The 24,680-nt window shown below is 62.9% G+C and carries 21 protein-coding genes; 10 read left to right on the forward strand and 11 right to left on the reverse strand.

Annotated elements, in window-relative coordinates; translation table 11 throughout:
- Position 1: 1 nt before the first annotated feature.
- On the reverse strand, positions 2-1,090 hold the full coding sequence (gene mltG, locus GKZ68_RS11285) for an endolytic transglycosylase MltG (protein ID WP_173114689.1): 1,089 nt from the start codon (positions 1,088-1,090) through the stop codon (positions 2-4).
- Between the two features lie 201 nt (positions 1,091-1,291).
- Here mltG and GKZ68_RS11290 point away from each other — a divergent pair, with 201 nt between their 5' ends.
- Entirely contained in the window at positions 1,292-1,924 is a 633-nt protein-coding gene (locus GKZ68_RS11290; protein ID WP_173114692.1) for an L-threonylcarbamoyladenylate synthase, read from the forward strand.
- 67 nt (positions 1,925-1,991) lie between these two features.
- On the opposite strand, the gene GKZ68_RS11295 is transcribed toward GKZ68_RS11290, so the two are convergent.
- From GKZ68_RS11295 to GKZ68_RS11305, 3 genes are all read right to left on the reverse strand, one after another.
- A complete protein-coding gene (locus tag GKZ68_RS11295) occupies positions 1,992-2,912 on the reverse strand; it encodes a lysophospholipid acyltransferase family protein (RefSeq protein ID WP_254243970.1) in 921 nt (306 codons plus the stop codon).
- Positions 2,909-3,181, reverse strand: coding sequence for a hypothetical protein (locus GKZ68_RS11300; protein WP_173114695.1), 273 nt, complete (start codon positions 3,179-3,181; stop codon positions 2,909-2,911). Before GKZ68_RS11300 ends, GKZ68_RS11295 begins: the two co-directional genes overlap by 4 nt.
- Before the next feature lie 68 nt (positions 3,182-3,249).
- Positions 3,250-3,783, reverse strand: a complete 534-nt coding sequence (locus GKZ68_RS11305) for a hypothetical protein (RefSeq protein WP_173114698.1) — start codon at positions 3,781-3,783, stop codon at positions 3,250-3,252.
- A gap of 66 nt (positions 3,784-3,849) precedes the next feature.
- Between GKZ68_RS11305 and GKZ68_RS11310 the strand changes: the two genes are divergently transcribed.
- Positions 3,850-4,476, forward strand: coding sequence for a WbqC family protein (locus GKZ68_RS11310; protein WP_173114701.1), 627 nt, complete (start codon positions 3,850-3,852; stop codon positions 4,474-4,476).
- A 154-nt stretch (positions 4,477-4,630) separates the two neighbouring features.
- Positions 4,631-7,255, forward strand: a complete 2,625-nt coding sequence (locus GKZ68_RS11315; RefSeq protein WP_173114704.1) for an ATP-dependent Clp protease ATP-binding subunit — start codon at positions 4,631-4,633, stop codon at positions 7,253-7,255.
- A 68-nt stretch (positions 7,256-7,323) separates the two neighbouring features.
- On the opposite strand, the gene GKZ68_RS11320 is transcribed toward GKZ68_RS11315, so the two are convergent.
- The 4 genes from GKZ68_RS11320 to GKZ68_RS11335 form a co-directional block, all read right to left on the reverse strand.
- A complete protein-coding gene (locus GKZ68_RS11320; RefSeq protein ID WP_173114707.1) occupies positions 7,324-8,520 on the reverse strand; it encodes a PA14 domain-containing protein in 1,197 nt (398 codons plus the stop codon).
- Between the two features lie 124 nt (positions 8,521-8,644).
- Positions 8,645-9,874: an AraC family transcriptional regulator gene (locus GKZ68_RS11325; RefSeq protein WP_173114709.1), complete on the reverse strand. Its 1,230-nt coding sequence runs from the start codon at positions 9,872-9,874 to the stop codon at positions 8,645-8,647.
- A gap of 238 nt (positions 9,875-10,112) precedes the next feature.
- Positions 10,113-12,626 carry a TonB-dependent receptor gene (locus tag GKZ68_RS11330; RefSeq protein ID WP_173114712.1) on the reverse strand — a complete coding sequence of 838 codons (2,514 nt, stop codon included), beginning with the start codon at positions 12,624-12,626 and terminating at the stop codon, positions 10,113-10,115.
- A gap of 248 nt (positions 12,627-12,874) precedes the next feature.
- Positions 12,875-14,173, reverse strand: coding sequence for an AraC family transcriptional regulator (locus GKZ68_RS11335; protein ID WP_173114715.1), 1,299 nt, complete (start codon positions 14,171-14,173; stop codon positions 12,875-12,877).
- A gap of 85 nt (positions 14,174-14,258) precedes the next feature.
- Between GKZ68_RS11335 and GKZ68_RS11340 the strand changes: the two genes are divergently transcribed.
- The 5 genes from GKZ68_RS11340 to GKZ68_RS11360 are packed head-to-tail and all read left to right on the forward strand — an operon-like array spanning position 14,259 to position 18,791.
- Positions 14,259-15,065, forward strand: coding sequence for a ribonuclease H-like domain-containing protein (locus tag GKZ68_RS11340; RefSeq protein ID WP_217275243.1), 807 nt, complete (start codon positions 14,259-14,261; stop codon positions 15,063-15,065).
- Positions 15,008-15,931 carry a potassium channel family protein gene (locus GKZ68_RS11345; RefSeq protein WP_217275244.1) on the forward strand — a complete coding sequence of 308 codons (924 nt, stop codon included), beginning with the start codon at positions 15,008-15,010 and terminating at the stop codon, positions 15,929-15,931. The genes GKZ68_RS11340 and GKZ68_RS11345 overlap by 58 nt, the downstream gene beginning before the upstream one ends.
- Complete coding sequence (locus GKZ68_RS11350) at positions 15,889-17,913, forward strand: M20/M25/M40 family metallo-hydrolase (RefSeq protein ID WP_173114718.1); 2,025 nt, start codon at positions 15,889-15,891, stop codon at positions 17,911-17,913. The genes GKZ68_RS11345 and GKZ68_RS11350 overlap by 43 nt, the downstream gene beginning before the upstream one ends.
- Positions 17,841-18,218: a hypothetical protein gene (locus GKZ68_RS11355; RefSeq protein ID WP_173114721.1), complete on the forward strand. Its 378-nt coding sequence runs from the start codon at positions 17,841-17,843 to the stop codon at positions 18,216-18,218. The genes GKZ68_RS11350 and GKZ68_RS11355 overlap by 73 nt, the downstream gene beginning before the upstream one ends.
- A 54-nt stretch (positions 18,219-18,272) precedes the next feature.
- Positions 18,273-18,791, forward strand: coding sequence for a hypothetical protein (locus GKZ68_RS11360; RefSeq protein WP_173114724.1), 519 nt, complete (start codon positions 18,273-18,275; stop codon positions 18,789-18,791).
- 79 nt (positions 18,792-18,870) lie between these two features.
- Here GKZ68_RS11360 and GKZ68_RS11365 read toward each other — a convergent pair whose 3' ends face one another.
- Both GKZ68_RS11365 and GKZ68_RS11370 read right to left on the reverse strand, forming a co-directional pair.
- Positions 18,871-19,920, reverse strand: a complete 1,050-nt coding sequence (locus GKZ68_RS11365; protein WP_173114726.1) for an NAD(P)-dependent alcohol dehydrogenase — start codon at positions 19,918-19,920, stop codon at positions 18,871-18,873.
- 90 nt (positions 19,921-20,010) lie between these two features.
- Complete coding sequence (locus GKZ68_RS11370; protein WP_173114728.1) at positions 20,011-20,703, reverse strand: DUF1990 family protein; 693 nt, start codon at positions 20,701-20,703, stop codon at positions 20,011-20,013.
- Between the two features lie 271 nt (positions 20,704-20,974).
- Here GKZ68_RS11370 and GKZ68_RS11375 point away from each other — a divergent pair, with 271 nt between their 5' ends.
- Positions 20,975-23,149, forward strand: a complete 2,175-nt coding sequence (locus tag GKZ68_RS11375; RefSeq protein WP_173114730.1) for a DUF5060 domain-containing protein — start codon at positions 20,975-20,977, stop codon at positions 23,147-23,149.
- A 23-nt stretch (positions 23,150-23,172) separates the two neighbouring features.
- Here the strand turns inward: GKZ68_RS11375 and GKZ68_RS11380 are convergent, their stop codons facing one another.
- Complete coding sequence (locus tag GKZ68_RS11380; RefSeq protein WP_173114732.1) at positions 23,173-23,745, reverse strand: DUF1990 family protein; 573 nt, start codon at positions 23,743-23,745, stop codon at positions 23,173-23,175.
- 151 nt (positions 23,746-23,896) lie between these two features.
- Between GKZ68_RS11380 and nfi the strand changes: the two genes are divergently transcribed.
- Complete coding sequence (gene nfi / locus GKZ68_RS11385) at positions 23,897-24,586, forward strand: deoxyribonuclease V (protein ID WP_173114734.1); 690 nt, start codon at positions 23,897-23,899, stop codon at positions 24,584-24,586.
- The last annotated feature ends 94 nt before the right edge of the window (positions 24,587-24,680 follow it).

The following is a 24,680-nucleotide window of genomic DNA, read 5'->3' on the forward strand; positions in this document are numbered from 1 at the left end:
GTTACCGGATACCCGCCCGCGTGAGCGCCGCCTGGTAGCGGTGGGCATTCACGAGGTGCTGGGCCTGGGTGGCGGCGAAGGCGTGGTAGCCGCTAAAATCGTCCTTGGCGCAGAAGTAGAGGTAGTCGTTTTGCTCGGGGTGCAGCACAGCGTTGAGGCTAGCGATGCTGGGTAGGTCGATGGGGCCGGGCGGCAGGCCGGCGTACTTATAGGTGTTGTAAGGCGAGTCTTTTTGCAGGTGCACATTGAGCACGCGCTTGATGCCGAAATCGCCGTTGGCGTACACCACGGTGGGGTCGGCCTGCAGCTTCATGCCGCGCTTGAGGCGGTTGAGGTACACGCCCGCGATGCGGGGGCGCTCGTCGGCGTGCTGCTGCTGCTCGGCCTCTACGATGCTGGCTAGGGTGCTCACTTGCACGCGGGTGAGGCCCAGCTTCTGGCGGGCGGCGTCGCGCTCGGGCGTCCAGAATTTCTCGTACTCGGTTTTCATGCGCTGCATGAGGTTTTGGGCCGAGGTATTCCAGTACAGCTCGTAGGTGTTCGGGATAAACATCGAGAGCACCGTGGTGGTGTCGAAGCCCAGGCTTTTGGTGTAGCTGGGGCTGCTGAGCAGCGAGTCGATTTGGCGAGGCTTGGCGTCGATTTGCTTGCTGAGCTTAGTGGCTAGCTCGCGGCGCAGGCGCACGTTGGTGAAGGTGAGGCGCAAAGGCGTCTGGCGGCCCGACTTCAGCAGGTTGATTACCTGCCGGTTGGTCATGCCGGTTTTCAGCTCGTAGCGGCCGGGCTTCACGGCGCCGGGCTTGTTGTAGCCCATGAGCTTGCCCACAAAGTGTAGCGAAAGCTTATCGATAATAGCCCCGGTGTTTTCGGTGGCCACCAGCGCCTTCTGCCAGTTGTCGCCCCGGTGGATATACGCGAACGTTGGCAAATCCTTGGTGTCAACGTTGGTGGTGTAAAAAATCTGGAAGAAATAATACGAGAAGCACACCAGCAGGAGGCCCAGAATCACGCTCACGGCAGCAAAGCGGTTGCGGCGCTTGATGGAATCGGCCCGGTACTCGATAGCGGACTTTTTGACAGGTTCAGACATGGAGCGGGGAATAAGCGCTTCAAAATTAACTCCGCCCCGCCCTACCGGCGCGGCTAGCCCAAACAACTGGCGGCGCTTTTGTTTATAACCGCCTGCTGCGCGCGGACCATTCGCCTAAAACCGCCCGCCGTAGTACCTTTCGCGCCAATTACGGGCCGCCCCGGCTGGCCCACCCCGTTTCATTATCCTTTTTTCTGCCCTATGGCCGCTACCCTGCTCCGCATCCATCCCGATAATCCGCCTCAAAACCGCATTCTGCAAGTAGTGGAAGTGCTGCGCAAAGGCGGGCTTATTATTTACCCCACCGATACGGTTTATGGCATTGGCTGCGATATCAACAACGCGAAAGCCGTTGAGAAGCTCTGCCGCATCAAAGGCTTAAAGCCCGAAAAAGCTAATCTGAGCTTTATCTGCCACGATTTGTCGCACATCAGCGACTACGCGCATGGCATCACGACGCCGGTTTTCAAGGTCATCAAAAAGGCCCTGCCCGGCCCGTTCACGTTCATTTTTGAGGCCAGCCCCAACGCCCCGCGCTACGGCGGCGTGAAGCGCAGCACGGTGGGTATTCGGGTGCCCGACAACCAGATTGTGCGTCAGATTGTGAAAGAGTTCGGCACGCCCATCGTGAGCACGTCGGTGCGCGAAAGCGAGGAGACGCTGGAGGAATACGTGACCGACCCCGACCTGATTTTCGAAAAATACCGCTCGCTCGTGGACCTCGTCATCGACGGTGGATTCGGTGGCAACGAGCCCAGCACCATCGTGGACTGCACCAACGACGACTTTGAGCTGGTGCGCCAGGGCCTCGGCGACATCGAGCAGTACCTGTAAGGCCAGCGCCTGGCCCATAGCCCGAGAGGCCGCCCCGCTGCACGCAGGGCGGCCTCTTTTTTAGTTACTACTGCTGAGCGGGCCGGGTGTGCTTCCAGCGGCGGTGCGTCCACAGGTATTGCTCGGGGTAGGCGCGGATGTCAGCTTCCAGCCGGCGCACGAAGGCCTCGGTGGCCGGAAAGCGTTGCGCTGCTGCCGACGAGTTAGCGCCGGCTTTAATGGCTTCGCTTTCGGGTAGTTGTGCAAAGGAGGCTTCGTAATACCCCCGCCGCACCCGCCGGATGCCCACGTAGAGCACAGCACAATCGAACTGCGGGGCTAGCCGCTCGGTACTGGTATAAAAGCCGGCCTCGCGGTTGAGGAAGTCGGTCCAGTACGGGCGGTCGTCGGGGCCGGCGGCCTGGTCGATGAGCAGGCTGATTTCCTGTCCCTGGCCCCGGTGGCGCACCAGATGGCGCAGCGTACCGGCCATTGGCACCGCGCCCGCCCCTAGCCGGGTGCGCAGCCGCAAGGTAAAATACTCGAAGAAGCCATTATTCAGCAGCTTATACACGCCGGTTATCTGCCCCGGAAAGAGTTGGGCGGCGCTGCCGAGTAACCACTCCCAATTGCCCATGTGCGAGCCCAGCACCAGCACTTGGCGGTGCTGGGCTAGCGGCTGCCCCAGCAGCTCGGGATTGGTGAAGCGTAGCCGACGCGACAATTCGGCCGAGCTGATACTGGCCATTTTTAGTATCTCGACCATTACCTGCGCAAAATGCCAATAAAACTGCTGACTAATGCGCTGAATTTCGGCCGTATTTTTTTCGGGGAAAGCGTGGCTCAAGTTGTCCAGCACCACTTTTCGGCGGTAATGCGTTACGTAAGCCAACAGCCAGTAAATCAACCGGGCAAAGACGTACAGCACGGGCAGCGGCAAGTACGCCAGCGCCAGCAGCGGCCAGCTCAGCGGGCGGTAGTACCAGGGCAGGCTAGCGGGCTGGCTCATCGGGGCAGGGCGGCCCCGGCCGGAGCATAGTCGGTAAGGCTGCGCTGGCCGCCCTGGCTTTGCGTAGCCAATACTTTTTTGGTGGCCGCGTCGCGGGCCTCGATAGTGAGGGTGAAGTGCCCGGCCGGGATGGGACCTAGCGGCAGCTGGCCCACGATGGGCGTGGGCCGGCCGCCCTGCGTGGTCACGAGCGGCGCATCGGCATCGGCGGCGGTGCCGTCATCGGCCGACAAGTGGTAGTGCAGGCGCACCGAGCGGCCGGCGGGCACGGCATTTAGCTCGGTATAGAAGAAGACATTGTCGGCGCCCCGCCCGTAGTAGCCGCCCGCCGCCCGCGTTAGCAGGTAGCCCCCCGGTTGAACACGCTTTCGGCGCTAGCCTTCGCCGCCGGCTTGGCCAGAAACACTAAATCGCTGAACGCGGGTGCGGTAGGCGCAGCTACTACGAGCGGCTGCGCCACAGTAGTTTCGCCATTAGCACTCTTGTACTGGTCGCGGATGCGGCCGCGCAGCGTATAGCTGCCATCGGGTAAAGTCACGCGTTTGAGAAAGCTGAGCGGGTTTTTAAGGGCAATGGTGGTGTCGCTGAGCACGGGCGGCTTGAGCGTCACGGTTTCGTGCCAGGCCGCCGTGCCGTCGGCTTTCAGAATATCCAAATCGACCACTGCCGACGACTGAAACGACCGGGGCGCCCGCTGCCGGTAGGTGAGCGGCTGGGTGGGCACCGTCACGGAAATCTCCACCTCGCCGCCCTTCTGCACCTGGTCGAGGTTGCGAAACTTGGCGACCTGCAAAATGAGCTGCGGCGGGCCCGCCTGCGCCCCAAGGGTAGCGGCGAGGACTAGCGAAACGGACAAGGATTGAACGCGCATAACGACAAAAATAAGGGTTAGGCCTCCGCCAGGGCCATTACCGTGCCGGGCCGCTACCTTGCGGCCATGTCCGTTGTCCTCACCGAGCTGCATTACCTGCCGTCGATTCTCTATTTCCAGCAATTATCAGAGGCCGAAAAGCTACTGCTCGATGCCCACGAGCACTACCACAAGCAGACCTATCGCAACCGCGCGCTCATCCTCACGGCGCAGGGGCCGCAGCCGCTCACGGTGCCGGTAGTGGATGGCGCGCGCTCCGAAAAAATCCGCACCAGCGAAATTGAAATTGACTACCGCCAGAATTGGATGCACCGGCATTTTCGCACGCTGCAAACCGCCTACGGCGCCTCACCGTATTTTGGGTATTACGCTGATTATTTGCAGGATATTTACGCCCAGAAGCCCGCCCGGCTCTGGGAATTAAATCTGGCTTTTTTACAGTTACTATTGCGGTGCCTGCGCTGGCCGCTAGCCATCGAATTTACCACGGAGTATCTGGCGCCGGCTAGCCTGCCTCCTGCCTTCCTCGACCGGCGCGACTTCCTGACACCTAAAAACACCCTGGCCGGGGCCGAACCTGACAGTCCGTCGCAGCGGCCCTACCCGCAGGTATTTGGTACCGCATTTGTACCGGGGCTTAGCGTGCTGGATTTATTGTTTATGCAAGGGCCGGCTGCCGGACAGTTTTTATAGGATAGGCGCTTAGCCAAAAATAGTTTGTCCGAACCTTCGTCCGCAGGCGCTTGTTTTTCTTATAATCCGCTTTCTTTTACGTATCGTTGTAGCGCAACTATTCGGGCCGTTTTCGGTACAGCTACTATCTGCGTCTTTATTTTATCTTGCTTGCATGGAAGCTAAATTTTCAAACCGCGTCAAGGAGGTTATTTCCTTGAGCCGGGAGGAGGCCATCCGGCTCGGCCACGACTATATTGGTACCGAGCACCTGCTGCTGGGCATGATTCGCGAGGGCGAAGGCACTGCCCTCGGGCTGCTCAAAAAGCTCGGCGTGGCCACCGATGAGCTGAAGTTTGCCCTCGAGCAAGCCACGCGCAACACGGCCTCTGCCCAGGGCACCAGCATTACCGGCTCGATTCCGCTAACCAAGCAGACCGAGAAGGTGCTGAAAATCACCTACCTCGAAGCCAAGATTTTCAAGTCGGAAATCATTGGCACCGAGCACCTGCTCCTCTCAATTCTGCGCGATGAGGACAACATTTCTTCTCAAATCCTTTCCAAATTCAACGTGAACTACGAAACCGTGCGCGACTCGCTCGACTACCACGGCGCCGCTCCGAATACCAGCCCCAAGGCCGGCCCGGAGGCTGACGACGATGACGACCGCCTCTTTGGCCAGGGCCAGGGCGGGGCTGGCCGCGGCCAGCAAGGTGGCCAGGGTGGTGCCGCTGGCACCCGCAAGGCCGGCGAAAAATCGCGCACCCCGGTGCTCGATAACTTCGGCCGCGACCTTACCAAGCTGGCGGAAGAAGACAAGCTCGACCCCATCGTGGGCCGCGAAAAAGAGATTGAGCGTGTGGCCCAAGTACTGAGCCGCCGCAAAAAGAACAACCCGATTCTGATTGGTGAGCCGGGCGTGGGTAAAACGGCCATCGCCGAGGGCCTGGCCCTGCGCATCATCCAGAAGAAGGTGAGCCGCGTGCTGTTCAACAAGCGCGTAGTGACCCTTGACCTGGCGTCGCTGGTGGCGGGCACCAAGTACCGCGGTCAGTTTGAAGAGCGCATGAAGGCCGTGATGAACGAGCTGGAAAAGTCGCCCGACGTAATCCTGTTCATCGACGAGCTGCACACGATTGTGGGCGCTGGCGGGGCTAGCGGCTCGCTCGACGCCTCGAACATGTTTAAGCCGGCCCTGGCCCGCGGCGAGATTCAATGCATCGGCGCGACCACGCTGGATGAGTACCGCCAGTACATTGAGAAAGATGGCGCGCTCGCCCGTCGTTTCCAGATGGTGATGGTGGACCCCACCACGCCCGAGGAAACGATTGAGATTCTGCACAATATCAAGGACAAGTACCAGGACCACCACCACGTGGTGTACACCGACAAGGCCATTGAGCAGTGCGTAAAGCTGAGTGACCGCTACATGAGCGACCGCTTCCTGCCGGACAAAGCCATCGACATCTTGGACGAGGCTGGCGCCCGCGTGCACATCAACAACATCGTGGTGCCGGAGGACATTCTCAAGCTCGAAGAGCAGATTGAGAACATCAAGACGGAGAAAAACCGCGTGGTGAAATCGCAGAAATACGAGGAAGCCGCCAAGCTCCGCGACACGGAGAAGAAGCTTCTGGAGCAACTCGACTCGGCCAAGAAGAGCTGGGAAGACGAAACCAAGAAGAAGCGCTACACGGTGAAAGAGGAAAACGTGGCCGAGGTAATCGCCATGATGACCGGCATCCCCGTGAACCGCGTGGCCCAGAACGAAGGCGAGAAATTGCTGAACATGGGCAATGAACTGAAAGGCAAAGTAATCGGTCAGGACAAGGCTATTGCCCAGCTCGTAAAAGCCATCCAGCGCACCCGTGTGGGCTTGAAAGACCCGAAGAAGCCGATTGGCTCGTTCGTGTTCCTCGGCCCGACGGGCGTAGGCAAGACGGAGCTGGCCAAGGTGCTGGCTACCTACCTCTTCGACAAGGAAGACGCGCTGGTGCGCGTCGATATGTCGGAGTACATGGAAAAATTCAGCGTATCGCGCCTGGTGGGCGCGCCTCCCGGCTACGTGGGCTACGAAGAGGGCGGCCAGCTGACGGAGAAAATCCGCCGCAAGCCGTACTCGGTGATTCTGCTCGACGAGATTGAGAAGGCGCACCCGGACGTGTACAACTTGCTGCTGCAAGTGCTGGACGATGGTATCCTGACCGACGGCCTGGGCCGTAAGGTGGACTTCCGTAACACCATCATCATCATGACCTCGAACATCGGGGCGCGTGACTTGCAGGACTTCGGCGCGGGCATCGGCTTCGGCACGAAAGCCCGCAATGAGAATATGGACGAGATTACGAAGGGCACCATCACCAACGCCCTGCGTAAAACCTTCTCGCCCGAGTTCCTCAACCGCTTGGATGACGTGATTGTCTTCAATTCGCTGGAGAAGAAGGACATCCACAAGATTATCGACATCAGCCTCAGCAAGCTGCTGGCCCGCGTGCTCACGCTCGGCTACAAAGTGGAGCTGACCGAGAAGGCCAAGGACTTCGTAGCCGAGAAAGGCTACGACCCTAAGTTTGGCGCGCGTCCGCTGAATCGGGCCATCCAGAAGTACATCGAAGACCCGATTGCCGAGGAAATTCTGAAGGCGCAGCTGCTGCACGGCGACATCATCACGGCCGATTATGAAGATGGTAAAGATGAGCTTAGCTTCACCATCGCCAAAAGTGACGAGGCGCCCAATCTGGCCAGCGATGAGCGGCCCGCCGAAGCCCCCTCGGAGCCCGAGGCTGGCGAAACGAAATAAGTAAAGTTGTGAGTTGGAAAAGGCCGGTTCCGCAGGGCGGGACCGGCCTTTTTTTGTGGGCTGCGTGGTTAGGGTTGCGCAGTGGCAGGTGGTAACGGGCGGAGCACTACGCGCCGGTTGCGGGGGCGCTCCGTGGGCTGATTATTATCGGCTACCGGCTGCGTACCGCCCAGGCCTAGCGGGCGCAGGCGAGTTTCGGGGACCCCTAGCGAAGTAAGGTATTGGCAAACTGCCTCGGCCCGACGCATCGAAAGCTGTTGGTTAAGCAGTGGGTCGCCTTGGTTGTCGGTGTGGCCCTGCACTTCCAGCCGCAGCGCGGGGTAGCGCCGGAGCACCCTAGCCAGTGTGTCGAGGCTGGCCCGTACAGTGGTGGGTAATTCGGCCCGGCCCTGCTCGAAATAAAGTGTGCGCAGCGTAAGCGACTGGCCGTGCAGCAGTTGGTCGGCTAGCCTATCGGCGCTCTGCGCGCTGGCTACGGCTTTCGGAGGCTGCTTGCGCTTGGCAAGCGGACGGGTAGCCTCAGCCTTAGGCCTAGCTCTGTTGATTGCATACCAAGTAGTAGGAGTCGGTCGGCTAGGGTCCGAAGCAAGTACGGAGGTAAAGGGTGGCTTACTGGCCACCACGGCTACCATGGTAAGGTCCACTGCCAGCCGGGGCGGCCCCGGCACGTGGCTAAATAGATAGCGGGTCGGGATGGTTTCCTGCAACCGGCTGGCGAAGGTTGGCACCTTTTCCGTCATGCCCCATAGGTTGCGCCACGAGCTGACAAGCAGCTTTTCGGGCTGCCGGGGGCGCTCCCAAAGCAGCAGCGCCCGGGTATCGAGTGAGTACTGGCAGTAGTCGAGGCGCAGGCGATACGGCCGGCCGGCTTGCAAGTCGACGGGTACGCTGTAGTACCCTAGCGGCTGGCCGCGCCACTCGTCGAGCAGCTGCTTGCCATCGAGCCACAGCCGCGCGCCATCGTCGATGGCTAAGTGCAGCACATAGTGCCCCGTGGTGGGCGGCACCAGCCAGCCCGTCCAGCGCACCGTAAACTCTTCGGCGGGCACGCCGGGTAGGGGCGGCTCATGGCTCCAGTTAAAGTCAATAAGGGCGTCGCGGCGCGTCTTGATAAGATGCTCGAAGTTTAGGCCGCTGTAATAGTCGCCGCGCAGCCCATCGCCCAAGGCGGCCTGCTCACGGGCCACGCCGGCCTGGGCGAGAGCTAGCAGCGGCACGGCGCTAGCCAAACTGCCGAAGAGTAAATTGCTAAAGAAGCGTTTCATAGCTGCGCGTGGACTAAGGCGTGCTCTTAGCAAGTGCCCGAGTTAGATTTGATGGAAAGCAGGGCGAAATTCTACTCGGCGCACTTACCAAGCGCTTCAACTTCGTTAGTTGGGCCGTCTTACTTTAGACTTTGGGCCGCGCCAACTCACCCGGTACCTGACCCGTAAATTTTTTAAATACGCGGTTAAATGTTGATTTTGAGTTGAATCCGCTTTCTAATGCCACGCCTACCAGCGAGTAGTGTGCAAAGCGCGGGTCGGCTAGCTTGCGCTGGGCTTCTTCGACCCGGTAGCGATTTACAAAGTCGCTGAAACTTTGCCCGCAGCCCAGATTAATCACTTTGGAGAGCTGCGCCGGGTGCAGGTGCAGGCGTTGCGCCAGTTCGGCCAGCGTAAGCTCGGGTTCGAGCCAGGGCTGCTCGGCGGCCATCAGGGCCAGCAGCTTATCGCGCCAAGGCAGCAACTCGGCAGGCAGCACTGGTGCCTTGGGTGGGTCGGCCAAAGTGGCCTTGGCCTCAGTAGCGTGAATGGCTAGCGGCGCGGCCCCCGGGTGCGTTGGCCTTACTGGCAGCGCAACTGCCCAGGCAAAGCTAGCGGGCGGGCGGACAGTATGGCTGGCTTGCAGCCCCACCACGGCTAGGCCAAATACCAGTCCGCAGCGCACCCCAAACGCATACCATATCTCAGAATAAGCAAAAGGCCCAAACCAGGCATCAAGCGCCACGAAGCTCAGGCCCAGGCCAAAACCCAGTAGCAACACTACCAGCAGGGTGCGTTGCCGGCCGGGCCGACGACGCCTAGCTAGGCCCCTAGCGTCCTGATGGCGCCGATACTCGTCTAGCGTTTTTAATCCGTACAAGAGAAGCAGCACGTAGCAAGCCAGGGCCAGGGCGGGCAATACGAAGCGCAGCAGCTCGGCGGCGGCACTGGCTGGCCCCAGGTGCCGGGCAGCTACGCCGTGCCGGTATCCTAGATTAAGCACTGCCACGCCGGCAAAAAGACCTACCTGACCCAGGCCCGGCAATAGCCGCCGCCACCCCAGCCGGGTGCGCAGCGGCAGCCGCGTGAGCACCCGCAGGTAGAGGTAGCACACCGGCGCCAGCAGCAGCTCAGCATACCAAGGTGCATAGAGAGGTGCGGCGCCGGCCTCGGCCAGGGGGAGCAGGCACCAGCTAGCCACGCTCAGCAGGCACTGCGCCAGCAAAAATGTGGGCAGCAGCAGCAGCAAGGCCGGCAATAGTCCCGGCAGCACCCGCCCGCGCCGGTAGCCAGTGGCCAGCAAAGCCCCGGCCGCTACCACTGGCCCTAGCAGCGGCAGCAGCACGGCCGCCCGAAACATATACTGAAGAATCATAGCGGCCTGCTAACGTTCGGCACAAAGAAACGAGTGGCCCCGCACTCAGCCGGCGCCGCAGCGGATACTACCGATACCAGCCAAGTGCCCCGCCCGGCACGCAAAAAGACCGGCTCCGCAGGGCGAGGCCGGTCTTGCTGCTTTCATAGCCCGAGGATTCTTCATCCTCTTTCTCTTAGTAGAGAGTCGTTCGGTTGCCCTATTCGTTGCATCTGCTCCAGTAATAAGTAGCAGAAGGCTAGCCCCCCTGCTTACTACCGCCACCTTTGGTATCATCGTTCTGAATAGACTTGCGCTGCTTGCTCGGGCCGCCCTGCCCAAAGCGGTAGCTGAAATTGAGGCGGAAGCCGCGCTGGTAGGCGCGGTACTCGCTGGTTTCGGTAAAATACTTCGTGGTAGTGGTATTGCGGTAGGGCCAGTAGGCGTTGAAGGGGCTAGCGAAGTTGAGCGTGAGGTCGGCCTTATCTTTAAGCAGCGTTTTCTTCACGCCCATTTGGTAGTAGAGGTTGGCTGGGCCGGTGCCCTGGATATCGGGCATGGGCGTACTGGCAAACGCGAAAGCCTGCACGGTGAAGCCCTTATTCAGCTTGTAGGACGTATTGACGTTGACGCCCCCGGCAAAGCCCCGGCGCTCGATGCCCAGGGTGGGCGAGTTGCGCACGATATACTGCACGTCGGGGCCGGCGCTGAAGTCCCACTTGGGCGTGGGCTTGGCCGAGAGATACACGTTGAACTGATAGAACGTATTAGCCGCCACGTTGGCATAGGTCTGGGCCGTAACGCTCGGGTCGGGCACCACGCTGGCGGGCAGCGGCACGGGCGGGTTGGGGTTGGTAGTGAGGTAGCGAATCTGCTCGATGGCATTGCCGGTGTGGCGCACCGAGAGCGCGGCGTTGAGCGTGGTGGTTTTGAGCGTGGTGCTGTAGGCCAGCTCGTAGGAGTCCGTCAGCTCGGGGCTGAGCACGGGGTTGCCAAAGGAAATATTCTTGGCGTCGGAGCGGTCCACAAACGGGTTGAGGTAGTCGATAAAGGGCCGCGTGATGCGCCGGCTGTAGGCCAGGCGCAGGCTGGTAGCGTCGCTGAATGCGTAGCGGGCGCTGCCATTGGGCAGCAATGATAAGTAGGTGGGCAACTCAACTTCTGCGCTGCCAGGGCCGAAGCGCGCCGTAATGGCCGTGCGCTCGAGGCGACCGCCCAGGCTGGTGCTCAGCTTCTTGCCCACGCTGAATGAGTAAGTGGCGTAGGCCGCCTGCACATTCTGGGCATAAGTGAAGTCGGTAATGCGGCGCGGCGACGGGCTAAAGCCCTGGCTCAAGGCGGGAAACAGCGTATCGACGCTAGCCACCGAGCCCGTGCGGCGAAAAATGGCCTTCAGCCCCATCTCCAGCGTGCGCTTGTCGCCAAACGGCTGGGTAAAGTCCGTTTGCAGCGTCACCTCGTGGCCCGGCGTGCGGCCCCGGCTGCGCTCGCGGTAGTTGGCCTGGCTCTGCTCCAGGGCCGTAAAGGAATTGTTGTACTGGTCGAAATCGTAGCCGAAAGTACCGTTGTTGAGCGCGTATTGTCCTAGCACGCTCCACTCCTTGCGGGCCGTGGCAAAGGTGCGGGTATAGGTGCCGGTGCCCTCCAGGTTGAGGCTGCTAAAGACATTTTTAGTAGCGCGGGTAAAGAGCTGATTGCCAGCCGAACTGGGCGCGATGTATTGGTTCAGCAGGTCCTGGGTCGAGTTGCCGCTGTAGCCATTTACCGAGCCGGCCAGCGAGATGCTGTGGTGCTCGGCGGGGTCGTAGTCGAGGCCCACCGTGCCGTAGTACCAGCCGCCGAGGTTGTGAGTGGTCGAGCTCTGGTTGAGCCGCCCCGGCCCGGCCGCCGTAGAGTCGACGCGCTCACGGGTCGACTGGCCGGGGTTGTACCACGCCCCCGCGCTGGCCGATGAGGTAAAGCCAATCTTACCCTTCTTGAAATTCAGGGCCGAGTTAAAATTAGTGTTGCGGTTGCCGCTGGCCAGGCCCACGCGGCCGTTCAGGCCCTGGTCCACACCCTTCTTTAATACGATGTTGATGATGCCGGCCGTGCCCTCACCGTCGTACTTGGCCGAGGGCGTGGTAATGATTTCGACGCTCTTAATCTGCTCGGCCGGAATGCTCTTGAGCGCCTCGGCCAGGTTGCGGGCCAGAGTCGGCGAAGGCTTGTTATTGACCAGCACCTTAAAGTTGGCCGAGCCGCGCATCTTCACGTTGCCGTCGCCATCCACGGCCAGCAGCGGCGCCTTGCGCAGCACGTCCTGGGCGGTGCCGCCGGCATTGCTCACGTCCTGGTCGGCGTTGTACACGAGACGGTCGGGCTTCACCTCCACCACCGGCTTCTGGCCGATGATGACGGCCTCGCTCAGGGCCTGGGCGGCGGTGGGCAGCAGGATAGTACCCACCGCCGTGGCCCCGGCGCCCACCGTCACGGGTCGGGTGCGGGTGCCGTAGCCCACGTAGCTGGCCCGCAGCCGGAAAGCACCCGCCGCTAGCTTGGTCATGGCAAAGTGGCCCTGGTCGTCGGCCGCCACGCCGGTAATGGGCTTGTCGCCGGTGGGTGGCAGCAGCACCACCGTGGCGTAGGCCACCGGCTGGCGGCCCAGCGAGTCGAGCACGGTGCCGGCGAGCGAGCCAGTGGCGGGCCCGGCCGGCGCGGGTGCCTGGGCCGCCACCAGGTAGGGCAGGCCCGCCAGCAGCAGGCATACCAGCCAATGAGTAGTTATTTTCATAGCTAGAGAGATGATGGCCGCGTGGCTAGCCCTATGGATGCGCTGGGCCAGCCGGAGGTTGCTTGCCCAAATGAAGATTTTCCGGAGCGGCACCCCGACTACCGGGCCAGCCGGCCAAACGTTACATCGCCCCGGGGGGCGGCGCATTACCAGATTGTGAAGCATGAGCGAGCGGTTGAAATGACTGAGCCAAAGGTCCGCTAGCCCCCCGGCGCCGCGCTCCAGGTCATTATCTGGGCCGTCCCAACTTATGATTTGGGCCGCGCTACTTCGCTGGGCGCCTGGCCCAGCAGCTTCTTAAACACGCGGTTAAACGTTGATTTTGAGTTAAATCCGCTTTCCAGGGCCACGCCCACCAGCGAGTAGTGCGCCAAGCGCGGGTCGGCCAGCTTGCGGCGGGCTTCGTGCACCCGGTAAGTATTCACAAAGTCGTTGAAGTTCTGCCCGCAGCCCGCGTTAATGACTTTGGACAGCACGTTGGGCGTGGTGCGCAGGCGCTGGGCCAGCTCCGTCAGCGTAAGCTCGGGCTCCAGCCAGGGCTGCTCGGTGGCCATCAGGACCAGCAGCTTGTCGCGCCAGGGCAGCAGCTCGGGCGGCAAGCCAGCGGGCGCGGTGGGTGCAACGAGTAGCGGTTGAGATTCGCCCAGCCCGTCGGCTGCTACATCCAATTCGTTGTTGGGTTCGCCGGCCGGCGCTCCCGCTAGCCCCGATGCGCCAGCGGGCTTACTGCCGGGCGTGGGGGCTGCGTCGGGCTCGAAGCGCAGCGGGCTGGTAGCCGCCGCGTAGTTGGCCTGCAGGCCCACCACGATAAGCCCGTAGATGAGCACGCCGCGCAGGGCAAACAGGTACCAGGCGGCATCGTAGCTCAGGTCAAACAAGTAGTTGAGCACCGAGCCCACTACCCCCAGCGCCAGCACCAGGGCCTGCAACACCAGCAGCTGCCGCAGCCCGGCAAAGCGCAGGCGCTCGGGGTCGGAGAAGTTGTCGTCGAGGTAGCGGGCGTAGCGGCGGTAGTCGGCCAGCATACGCAGGCCGTAGGCCACCAGCAGGGCCACGGCCAGCCAGTTGAGCGGCCCAAACAGCGTGTCGCGCCAGGTAGCGGCGGCGCCCTTGGTGCCGTAAAAATCGGGCAGCGCCTCGTGCCGCAGCCCGCGCCGCCAGCCCAGGTCGAGCAGGGCCACGGCGGCAAACAGCGCCACCTGGGCTAGCCCCGGCAGCAGGTGCCCCCACCCGCGCGGCCCCAGCCGAAACTCCTGGTTGGTGAGGCTGCGAAAGTAGAGGTAGTAGCCCGGCCCCAGCAGCAGGCCCAGCTGCCAGGGCATATAAAACATGATGGTGGAATGGCCGTCGTGGCTATCAAACCAGCCGGCATAGCCCAGCATCCACTGGCTCACGGTGAGGGTGGGCAGCAGCAGCAGCAGGGCTAGCAGGCCATCGGGCAGGCTGCCGCGCCGCCCGGCCCGCCCCAGCAGCCACAGCGTGGCCACCACCCCCGGCACCACGAAGGGCAGCAACAGCGAACTGCGGGGGCCGAAGTAGAACAGCATGAAGACAAAAGTACACGGCGCCACCAGCGTTCTACCAGTATGTTGCTTAGCTTTGGGCTAGTTCCCCGCTGCTTTTTGGCTCCTTATGAACATCCTGCGCCACGTTGACCTGACCCGCGTTTTCTTCGTCGATATCGAAACCGTGCCCGGCCACCCTAGCCACGCCGAGCTGCCTGCCGCTCACCAGCCGCTGTGGGCCAAGTTTTGCGAGAAGCGCCACGCCAAGGAGCTCGCCGAAGGCCAAACGCACGAAGAATTATTCAGCAACGGCGGCCTCTACGCCGAGTTTGGCAAGGTGGTGTGCATCTCGGTGGGCTTCTTCCGGCCGCTAAAGGATGAAACCCTGGAGTTTCGCACCAAGTCGTTTGCCGATGACGATGAGTGCGCGGTGCTGCGCGGCTTTGGGCATTTTCTGGCGCGCTACGCTCCTTATGGCGGGCGCTACGCCAAGCTCGAAACCGCCGGGCCCGAGGGCTACTTTTTGTGCGCCCACAACGGCCGCGAGTTCGACTACGGCTACCTGGGCCGGCGCATGCTGATTTGCGGGCAGCCCATTCCGCCCATGCTCGACGTGGCCGGCCACAAGCCCTGGGACCTGCCCCACCTGCTCGACACAATGGAGCTCTGGAAATTTGGCGACAACAAGGGCCACATCTCGCTGCCGCTGCTGGCGGGCGTGTTCAACATTCCGTCGCCCAAAGACGATATCGACGGCGCGCAGGTGGCGCGGGTGTATTGGGAAGAGAAAAACCTGGGCCGCATCGTTACTTACTGCGAAAAGGACGTCATCACCACGGCGCGCGTGTATTTGCACTACACCGGCCAGCAGTCCTTGTGGCCCGAAGTTCAGCTGACCCAAATGCCCTGGCCACCGGTAGCCACGCCGGCCTAGCCCCGCACCCCGCCATGCGCCTGCCCAAGCGCCCCCGCGTTGCCCAGCTGGGCGTGCTCAACTTTGCCGTGGTCGTGCTGTCGGTATACGTGCTGCTGGCTTTGCTTGTCAGTACCATTTTCCGGCTGCCGCCCGAAGTAGCGCACCTGCTCGACCTGGCCGACAATACCATCTGCGTTTTTTTCCTGCTGGAATTCAGCATTCGGTTTTACCGGGCCGAAAACAAGCTGGCTTTTCTGAAATGGGGCTGGATAGACCTGGTGGCCAGCGTGCCGCAGGTGTCGTGGCTGCGGGCGGGGCGCACGCTGCGGCTGGTGCGGCTGCTGCGCATCCTGCGGGCTTTCCGCTCGACCAAGCACCTGCTGCACCATCTGTTTCGGAGCCGGGTGCAGGGCACTTTCGCGGCGGCGGCGCTGGTGGCAGCGCTCATGGTCATCTTTTCGTCCATCGCCATTTTGCAGGTCGAAACCCGGCCCGACAGCAACATCAAAACGGCCGAGGACGCGCTGTGGTGGGCTTACTCGACCATTACTACCGTCGGCTACGGCGATAAGTACCCCGTAACCGGGGCTGGCCGGCTCATTGCGGCGGCCCTCATGACGGTGGGCGTGGGCTTGTTTGGCACGTTCACCGGCTTCCTGGCCTCGTGGTTTGTGCAGGCCCGCCAGCCCGCGCCCCCGGCACCCGCTGCGCCGCCGCCCGGCCCGGCGCCCCCGAGCTACCCTAGCCAGCCGGCCCGAACCGCTAGCCGTGAATACCTTGCGGCTGCTGAAGCGCAGCGGCTATTTGGTCGGCTCCTTCGTAGCGTCAGCCCGTTTGCACTATGCAAAATTCTTACTTTCGTTGGCTGCCGCTGCTGGGGCTAGCCCTGGTGGCCGGGCTGGCAGTATGGCTGGTGCGGCCGCCGCGCCCGGCACCCGCCACCGCCCCGGCCACCGGGTTTTCGGCCTACCGCGCCCAGCGCGACGTGGCCGTGGTGGCTAGCCAGCCCCACCCGCTGGGCACGGCCGCCAATGCCCAGGTGCGCGACTATTTACTAAGCCGCTGCCGCGAACTGGGCCTGACCGCCAGCGTGCAAGACCTGAGCTTGGTGCTCACTGACCCGGGCCAGCTGGCCGCCGCGCGGGTGCAGAATGTGCTGGCCCGCCTGCCCGGCCGGCAGCCCGGCGGCCCGGCCGTGCTGGTGCTGGCCCACTACGACTCGCAGCCCCACACGCCCGGCGCCGGCGACGACGGCGCCGGCGTGGCTGCCATGCTCGAAACCATCCGGGCGCTGCGCGCCGGGCCGCCCCTGGCCCACGACGTTATCTGGCTTTTCACCGATGGCGAGGAGGCCGGCTGGCTGGGTGCCCGCGCCTACGCGGCCGACACGGCCCGCCTGCGCCGCGAGGTAGGCGTGGCGCTTAATTTTGAGGGCCGGGGCAATGCCGGGGCTAGCCTCACTTTTGAGGTGAGCCCCCAGAATGGCTGGGTAATGCGCGAGTATGCCCGGGCCGCGCCCTACCCCATCTCGTCGTCGCTGTTTTACGAAGCCTACCGGCACTTGCCGAATAACACCGACTTCACGCCCTTGCGCCAGGCCGGGATTACGGGGCTCAATTTTGCCTTCGTCGATGGCCACCCGTACTACCACAGCCCGGCCGACCTGCCCGGCCACCTCGACCTGGGCTCGCTCCAGCACCACGGCTCGTATATGCTGAGCTTGGTGCGGCACTTTGGCAATATTCCCCTCACGCACACCAAGGCGCCCGACGAAACGTTTTTTAACCCGCTGGGCACCTGGCTGGTGCGCTACCCCGCCACCTGGGGCCTGCCGCTAACGCAGCTCACCGTCAGCCTGCTGCTGCTGGCTCTGGTGCTGGCTTATCAGCGTGGTCGTTTCAGCTGGGGCGGGCTACTGGGCGGCATGCTGGCCTGGGTGGGTGGCCTGGCCTTGCTGCTGCTGACCGGCTGGGGCCTATTGGCGCTGGTGGCCGCCTGCTACCCGCAGTACAGCGCCTTCTACGACCGGGCTTCCTACAATGCGCTGGCTTACCAGGGAGCACTACTGGCGCTGGGGCTAGCCCTGTTTGCGGCTTATTACGGGGTGCTGAGCCGCTTTGTGCGGCCCGGCTCGCTGGTAGGCGGGGCACTGGTGGTAGTGGCCGGGCTGCTGGGGCTGTTGCAGTGGCAGGCGCCTTCGTCGGCATTTTTATTGGCGTGGCCGCTGCTGGCGGCTACGCTGGGCTGGGGCCTGGGGCTGCGCCACCCCACCAGCCCCGCCCGCCCGCTCACGCCCGGGCTGGCCGTGGCTACCTCGCTACTGACCTTGCCGGCCGTGGCGCTGCTGGTGCCTACCACCTACCTGCTGCTGGTCATTTTTGGGCTGAGTATACTGTCGCTGACGGCCCTTCTATTCCTGGCGATACTACTGGGGCTGCTGCTGCCCCTCTTGCTGCCGGTGTTGAGCTTACCCGCGGGGGTGGGCCGCCGGCCGGCTATCGGCTGGCTGCTACCCGGCCTGGCGCTGGCCGAGGTGCTGGCCGCACTGCTCATGGGCCACCTCACCCGGCAGCCCACCGCCGCCCAGCCCCAGCAAACACACCTGTTTTATGCCCTCGATGCGGCGCATAGCCAGGCCTACTGGCTCTCGGCCGCGCCCCAGCCCGATGCCTGGACGCGCCGGGTATTCACGCAGCCGCAGCTTACGCCCTTGCCGGCGCTATTCTCGCAGGCCACCGCGCCGGTGCTGCACCAGGCGGCCCCGGTGCTGCCGCTAGCCCCACCACCATCCAGGTGCTGGCCGATAGCCAGGCCGCCGGCCACCGGCGGCTGCGCCTGCTGCTGCGGCCCGGCCGTGCCGACGTGAATAGCCTAATGCTGCGCTTCGGCGGGGCCGCGCCGCTACTGGGCTTGCGCGTGGCCGACCAGCCGGTGCCGGCCGCCAGCCTGCGGCCCACGGCGGGCGTGGTGAGCTTCCCGTTTTTTGCCCCCTCGCCCCAGGGCGAAGAGCTCGAAATTGACTTGGCCGATACCGCGCCGCTACACTTGGTAGTTACCACGCGCAGCCTCGGGCTGCCCGCTAGCCTGGCGCCGCCGCTGCCGGCCACGGTGGTGCCCGCGCCGGGCTACAATAGCTTCACTACACAGGTGCAGCAGGAATTTGCGCTGTAAGAAAGCCGGCATACTTCTAAACCAATAGCGCCACTTAGCCTTATATTGGCAGTAATGAATACACTTTTACTTACTTCCCAACGCCCCAGGTGCTTGTTTAGCATTCTGCTAGGGCTAGCCGCAGAGTGTGGCCTCGCCGGCTGCAACCTGCGGCCCTGCAACCCGGCCGACCCTGGCCCGCAGCCCTTCGGTATTGCCTTCAGCACCGATACGCTGGGCGCTGGCAAAGGCTTCCGCAAGGCCGAGGCGTTTTCGGCTTACCTGGTGCGCTACCGGGGCGCCGACTTCAGCCAGCCGCTCGATACGCTGCGGGCCAACGACCGGCCAAAGTCGCCGATGCTTTTTTATTACGTCGACCGCACGCTGTTCTGCAATTTTCCGGCCGTGGGCGGCCCTAGCGACCCGCGCAGCTACCGCCTCGAAGTGCCCGCCGCCAAGCGGCGCTACGACATCAGCGACATCGTGCTCACCTACGGCGGCGTGGATAATTGCACGCGCACCATCACCCGGTTCGACGCGCTCATCAACGGGCAGCGCGTGGATACCCGCCAGGGCTATGTGGCCACCAAGTAGTGTAAGTCAAGGACTTATATATAAAAAAGCGGCCCTAGCTTTTCAGCCAGGGCCGCTTTTTTCGCGGGGCTAGGCCTGCTTAGTTGAGCGAGGCCACGTCGATGACGAAGCGGTACTTCACGTCGCCTTTCAGCATACGCTCGTAAGCCTCGTTGATGTGCTGAATATCAATCACCTCGATGTCCGACATGATGTTGTGCTCGGCGCAGAAGTCGAGCATCTCCTGCGTTTCGGCAATGCCGCCGATGAGCGAGCCGGCCACGCGGCGGCGCTTGGCAATGAGGTTGAAGGCGTGCAGGTGCGGCGCCTCGCTGGGCACGCCCAGCAGAATCATGGTGCCGTCGAGGCGCAGCAGGTTCACGTAGGCGCCGAGGTCAATCTGGGCCGAGATAGTGTTGATAATGAAGTCGAAGTAGTTGCCCACCGACTTAAACTGGTCCTTGTCGCTGGTCACCACAAACTTGTGGGCACCCAGGGCTTTGGCATCGGCTTCCTTGCCGGCCGAGGTGCTGAGCACGGTTACTTCGGCGCCCAGGGCTACGGCAAATTTCACGGCCATGTGGCCCAGGCCACCCAGGCCCATCACGGCTACGCGGTGGCCGGGGCCTACTTTCCACTGGCGCAGCGGCGAGTAGGTAGTGATGCCGGCGCACAGCAGCGGCGCCACGCGGGCCAGGTCGAGCTTGTCGCTCACCTTGAGGGTGTATTTTTCATCCACCACGATGCTTTGCGAGTAGCCGCCGTAGGTGGGCTGGCCGGTCTTGATTTCGCGGCTGTTGTAGGTGCCAATCATGCCGGTGGTTTCGCAGTACTGCTCCAGGCCTTCCTTGCACGAGGTGCATTCGCGGCACGAGTCGACCATGCAGCCCACGCCGGCGAGGTCGCCGACTTTGAAGTTCTTAACGTGGTCGCCCACGGCCGACACGCGGCCCACGATTTCGTGGCCGGGCACCATCGGGAAAATCGAGCCGCCCCACTCATCGCGAATCTGGTGCAGGTCGGAGTGGCACACGCCGCAAAACAGGATGTCAATCTGCACATCGTGCGCGCCGGGCGCGCGGCGCTCCAGCTGGAAAGGTTCGAGCGGAATATTGGCGGCGGGGGCCGCGTAAGCTTTGGTAGCGGACATTAGGTCTGTGGTTTGGGGTAAGAATGCAGCCCACAAAAACGCCGCGACGGCCCGGTGGGCAGCGGCGGCGCTTTTGGTTGGATTGCCGGATTAACTCCCGGCCCCCGGCTTTGTTTGCGGCTGGGTTATTTCCTCCGTCACTAGGCGGCGCATGCGGGCCAGCGACTGGCGGGCAAAGCGCCGCTGCAACCGGCGCCCGAACAGCTTGAAGCCTAGCCAGTAAAACGGGTTGCGAATGTGCCCCGGCTGCGACATGGCCTGAATGCGAAACTGCACCGCGCCAGTGCCCAGATTTTTGTGCACCGAGAAGTTTATCTGCCCCTTCTCGAAGTGGCCTTCGAGGGTGCGGTAGCCGTAGCCCCACACCCGCTCGGGGCCGTCGGGGCCGGGCCGGCTAGCCTCGTCAATGACATCGACCACCCGCACGCCGAAGTAAAAATTGAACACCAGAAAGTGCGCCCGCAGCACCATAATACGCTTTTCGAGCGGCTGGCTAGGGTCGAAGTACCCCGTGATGAGGTCGGGCGGCGGAAAGGCATAGCGCCGCATCACGGCCTGCGCCGCCGCAAACGAGCCCGCCGCGGCGGGCGGGCCGGGCGCTTCGGCCGGCAGGTCGGTGGCGTAGTGGTCGATGCGCCAGCCGGTGGCCGAGGTGTACTCGCGCACTTGCTCGTAGTCGTAGTTGACCTTGGCGTGGGCGTAGGCTTCGAGCTGAGCGCGGTACTGCTCCCAGGCGGGTGCCGTGCCGCCCGAAGGCGCCGGCCGGGCGGCAGGGCTAGGCATGAAAAAACAAAGGCTTGCGTGGAGGCGCTAATACGGCAGAAGCCCCCCTGGCCGTTGTCGCCTCCGGGGCGAGGGCGCGCTTTGGAGCGAAGCTCTAAAGCTTGGCGACCGTCGGTAAAGCCGCGAATTTGCGTTTGTAGTAAGCCCTCGGCTCCGTGTTTTTCGTTGTAGCCGCACTCATCTTTTTCTACCCGCAATGCGTAGCACGGGCCGCCGCTCAAAGCACTTTAGCTTCCCCCTCCCCTGCTGGCTAATATTAGTCGGGCTGGGCATGCTGCTGGCCAGGCCGGCGGCGGCGCAGGGGGCGGCAGTCAGCGCTATCGTGCCCGTCACCGAGGCGCCGGTGCGGGCCTATAGTAAGTTTGAGGCCGCCGCTAGCCTCACCAAGCAGTTTGCCAATCCCTACGACCCGGATAGCATTGCGGTTGAGGTGGATTTCATTTCTCCCAGCCAGAAGCGCTACAAAGCCTACGCGTTTTATCTGGTTCCGTATGCGCGCGACACTCTGGGCTGGCACCGCGTGCCTACCACTACGCCCTGGCACGTGCGCTTCAGCCCCAACGAGGCCGGCCGCTGGCAGTACGCTTTTACGGTAACCGATAAAACCGACGCGGCCCACGTCACCAGCACCGTCAGCAGCCCCGCTACGTTTACCTGCGTGCCATCGCCCGCGCACGGCTTTTTGCGCGTGGCGGCCAACAAGCGGTACTGGGAGTTTTCGGATGGCACTTCCTTCATGGGCATCAGCGAGGATGTGCGGTCGGCCTTCGACCCCGCCAAAATTGCCTCCTGCACACCCGACCCTAGCCAGCTGTGCCCCGGGGGCAAGCCGTGCTACACCCTGCTGACCCGGCCGCAGCAGCAAGCCTGGATTGGGAAGTTTCACGCCAACGGGGGTAACCTGGTGCGGCTGTGGCTGGAGCCGTACAGCTATGAATTTGAGTGGGATACGCTCGGCAATTACGGCGCCCGGCAAAACCGGGCCGGCGACCTTGATTCGCTTATCGAATACGCCGGCGCGCATCAAGTTTACGTGCACCTGGTGCTGTACGGCTCACGCAACCTCAGCACCAACGCCGGCACCGCCGACGAAGGCAGCGGCTGGGCGCTCAACCCCTACCGCCGGCGCTTCGGCCTGGCTTCGCTGCTCGATTTTTACACGCAGCCGGCGGCCATCCGGGCTTTCAAAAACCGGCTTCGCTACATCCAGGCGCGTTGGGGCTACTCCGCGGCAATCGCCTCTTACGGGCTGATGAACGAGCCCGAAATGCCCGATGATGCGACGGCGGCCAATACGATTTATTACCCGAACGTAGCCAAGATTAACGCTTGGTTTGAGGATATGGCGGCATTTCTGAAAACCGATGCTTACCCGGCGCACCTGGTCAGCGTGGACTACGGCTATGGCTTCAGCAGCGCAACGTTTAGCTCGCCGAACGTCGATTTTTCGAGCGCCCACTACTATACCTGGGATAAAAACGCGCAGTATCAGTTCGGCTACATCGCGCAGCACCACCTGCGTAAGTACGACAAGCCCTTTGCCCAGCTCGAGTTTGGCCCGCAAACCTGGCTGTCGCAGGGCAATCAGGATATTCAGCAGGGCATTTGGTCATCGGCCTTTTCGGGGGCGTTTGCCACCGCTTTTCTGTTTGGGCCGGATGGCCGCTACAACAATGGCTGCTGGGGCGGCGACGGCATCCGGCTCTTTAAGCCACTGAGTGTATTTATGGCCGGCGAAGAGTTTAATAGCCTGACCTTTACTTACCAGCCCATCGGCACTGCCCTGAGCGCCTACGCGGCGGCCAGCCGGGCCAGCGGCGGCCGGCCGCTAGGCTATGCCAAGCCCGCCGCGGCGCCGGCCTTCGACGCCGCGGGCTTCGCGCCGACCGCCGATTATTTTGCCGCGCCTTTCGACAGCCTGAACTTAGCCCGCGATATTGTGGCGTCAGACCCGCGCCTGGAAGTATTTGCGCTGCGCGCGCCGGAAAAAATACTGGGCTGGGTGCACGACCAAGCGTACTACTGGTACAACACGCCCCACCGCGCGGCGGGTAACCCGGCGCTTTTTCCCCTTAACCCAACGGGGCCGGATATCCGCAACCCGGCGGTGCCACTCGACACCAGTATGCCTGCGGTCAGCCCGCTAGCCAACCAAACTATCACCATTAGTGGGCTGGCGCACAATGGCGTATACACGGTAGAATGGTACAGTACCGCGTATGCATACGACAGCAATGGCACGGGCAAGCTCGACGGCGGGCGCATCACCAACCCCCGGCTCGGCGGCAGCAGCCGGGCCACGGCCAACGGCGGCATCCTCCTAGTAGCCGTTCCCAAATTGCAGCCAACTGAATTGGGAGAGCCTCCTTTTGCCCCGGACTACGGGTTTAAAATCACGCTGGAAAGCGAGGCCGACCACGACGACACCGTATCTACCAGCCACTGAGTATCATTGGGCCTTGGCGCAGCCTAGCGCGACGTTTGCCGCACCGAGCCATCTTCCGCGTGGCGGGTGGTTTCGACTACCACCGGGCCCAGCGCCTGGCCGCCGCTAGCCTGGGCCACGCGCTCGCAAAACTCAACCCAGGTGGCTTCCTGCATCAGCTTGCCGCCGCCCAGCGTGTCGTAGGCAAAGGCCACCAGCCCATCGCGCGAGCGGGCCAGCGAGTGAATCTCGAAGCGCAGGGCGTCGGGGCGGCCATCGAGCGGATGCGTTTCGAAGCGAATGCGGCCGGCTTCGGGGTGGCCTTCCAGGGTCAGAAACTCGAAAAAGGTGGGCCCTACGTCAGTCACGCGCACGCTGCCATTCCAGGGGCCAAAGATTTTAATGTGAAACTCGTCGCCCGCGCGCAAGCTGCCTTCCTGGCCGCGGGTGCGCTCAAAGTCGGCCAGCAGGCCGGGCGAAAACTTGGGCACATCGGCCTGCACGGCCGCCATGAGCTGCGTGGGCGTGAGGTGCGGCCGCTCCACATCAATGTAGTAGCGCCGCTCCAGCGCCGGGCCGGAGCCCTGCGCGGCAGGCTGGGCAGATGGAGAAGCCATGCGTAGAAAGCGTAAGACTGAAAATTTATTTTCCCTCGGCCACCGGAAGCGGCGGGCCTGGCCGCGTATACGCTCGGCACCCGCCCTGGGTAACGCTGGGCCGGCCCTAGCAACCCTCTATCTTTTCCCAACGCCTTTCTTTTCCTACCCAATGGCCTACTACCGCCCGCCCGGTCCGCCGCCCGACCCCGCCCTGGTGCGCAGCCTCACCGAGCAGCAGCACGAGCTGCGCCAGCGGGTGCGCGCCGAGCCGCTAGCCCACGCGCCTCGGCTTATCGGGGGCTGCGACTCGTCGTTTCCGACGCCCGACACCATTTTGTCGGTGTTTGTGGTGTTGAAGTTTCCGTCGCTGGAGCTGGTGGAAAAGGTTTATAACTACGGCCCCGTGACGATGCCCTACGTGCCGGGCTTCCTGTCTTTTCGGGAGGCGCCCAACGTTATTCAGGCCTTTGCCAAGCTCGACCATAAGCCCGACGTGATTATGGTGGATGGCCACGGCATTGCGCACCCGCGCCGGGTGGGCATTGCCGCGCACTTGGGCGTGCTGCTCGACTGGCCCACCTTCGGCGTGGCTAAGCAAAAGCTGACGGGTACTTTCCAAGAACCCGCGCCCGAAAAAGGCAGCCTCAGCCCCTTGCTCGATGCCAAAACCGGCGAGCTGATTGGCGAAGTGCTGCGCAGCAAAGACAAGGTGCTGCCGCTATTCGTGAGCCCCGGCCACCGCTGCGACCAAGCCACCGCCACGCGCCTCACGCTAGCCTGCCTGCGCGGCTACAAGCTGCCCGAGCCCACTCGCCTGGCCGACCACTGGGCCGAGGAATTCAAGAAAGAGGTTCGCTAGCCGGCTCATCCTGCGGCAAAATCGCGGCGATAGGAAAGCTTTATGCTGTTTTCAGAATAGCTGGTTAGCTTTACAGTAGTTCTTCCCATTCCAA

Source organism: Hymenobacter sp. BRD128 (genome assembly GCF_013256625.1).
GTDB lineage: Bacteria > Bacteroidota > Bacteroidia > Cytophagales > Hymenobacteraceae > Hymenobacter.

Coding starts and splice junctions, on each gene's coding strand:
- mltG (WP_173114689.1), bottom strand. CDS start 1,090: ATGTCTGAACCTGTCAAAAAGTCCGCTATCGAGTACCGGGCCGATTCC.
- GKZ68_RS11290 (WP_173114692.1), top strand. CDS start 1,292: ATGGCCGCTACCCTGCTCCGCATCCATCCCGATAATCCGCCTCAAAAC.
- GKZ68_RS11295 (WP_254243970.1), bottom strand. CDS start 2,912: ATGAGCCAGCCCGCTAGCCTGCCCTGGTACTACCGCCCGCTGAGCTGG.
- GKZ68_RS11305 (WP_173114698.1), bottom strand. CDS start 3,783: ATGCGCGTTCAATCCTTGTCCGTTTCGCTAGTCCTCGCCGCTACCCTT.
- GKZ68_RS11310 (WP_173114701.1), top strand. CDS start 3,850: ATGTCCGTTGTCCTCACCGAGCTGCATTACCTGCCGTCGATTCTCTAT.
- GKZ68_RS11315 (WP_173114704.1), top strand. CDS start 4,631: ATGGAAGCTAAATTTTCAAACCGCGTCAAGGAGGTTATTTCCTTGAGC.
- GKZ68_RS11320 (WP_173114707.1), bottom strand. CDS start 8,520: ATGAAACGCTTCTTTAGCAATTTACTCTTCGGCAGTTTGGCTAGCGCC.
- GKZ68_RS11325 (WP_173114709.1), bottom strand. CDS start 9,874: ATGATTCTTCAGTATATGTTTCGGGCGGCCGTGCTGCTGCCGCTGCTA.
- GKZ68_RS11330 (WP_173114712.1), bottom strand. CDS start 12,626: ATGAAAATAACTACTCATTGGCTGGTATGCCTGCTGCTGGCGGGCCTG.
- GKZ68_RS11335 (WP_173114715.1), bottom strand. CDS start 14,173: ATGCTGTTCTACTTCGGCCCCCGCAGTTCGCTGTTGCTGCCCTTCGTG.
- GKZ68_RS11340 (WP_217275243.1), top strand. CDS start 14,259: ATGAACATCCTGCGCCACGTTGACCTGACCCGCGTTTTCTTCGTCGAT.
- GKZ68_RS11350 (WP_173114718.1), top strand. CDS start 15,889: ATGCAAAATTCTTACTTTCGTTGGCTGCCGCTGCTGGGGCTAGCCCTG.
- GKZ68_RS11360 (WP_173114724.1), top strand. CDS start 18,273: ATGAATACACTTTTACTTACTTCCCAACGCCCCAGGTGCTTGTTTAGC.
- GKZ68_RS11365 (WP_173114726.1), bottom strand. CDS start 19,920: ATGTCCGCTACCAAAGCTTACGCGGCCCCCGCCGCCAATATTCCGCTC.
- GKZ68_RS11370 (WP_173114728.1), bottom strand. CDS start 20,703: ATGCCTAGCCCTGCCGCCCGGCCGGCGCCTTCGGGCGGCACGGCACCC.
- GKZ68_RS11375 (WP_173114730.1), top strand. CDS start 20,975: ATGCTGCTGGCCAGGCCGGCGGCGGCGCAGGGGGCGGCAGTCAGCGCT.
- GKZ68_RS11380 (WP_173114732.1), bottom strand. CDS start 23,745: ATGGCTTCTCCATCTGCCCAGCCTGCCGCGCAGGGCTCCGGCCCGGCG.
- nfi (WP_173114734.1), top strand. CDS start 23,897: ATGGCCTACTACCGCCCGCCCGGTCCGCCGCCCGACCCCGCCCTGGTG.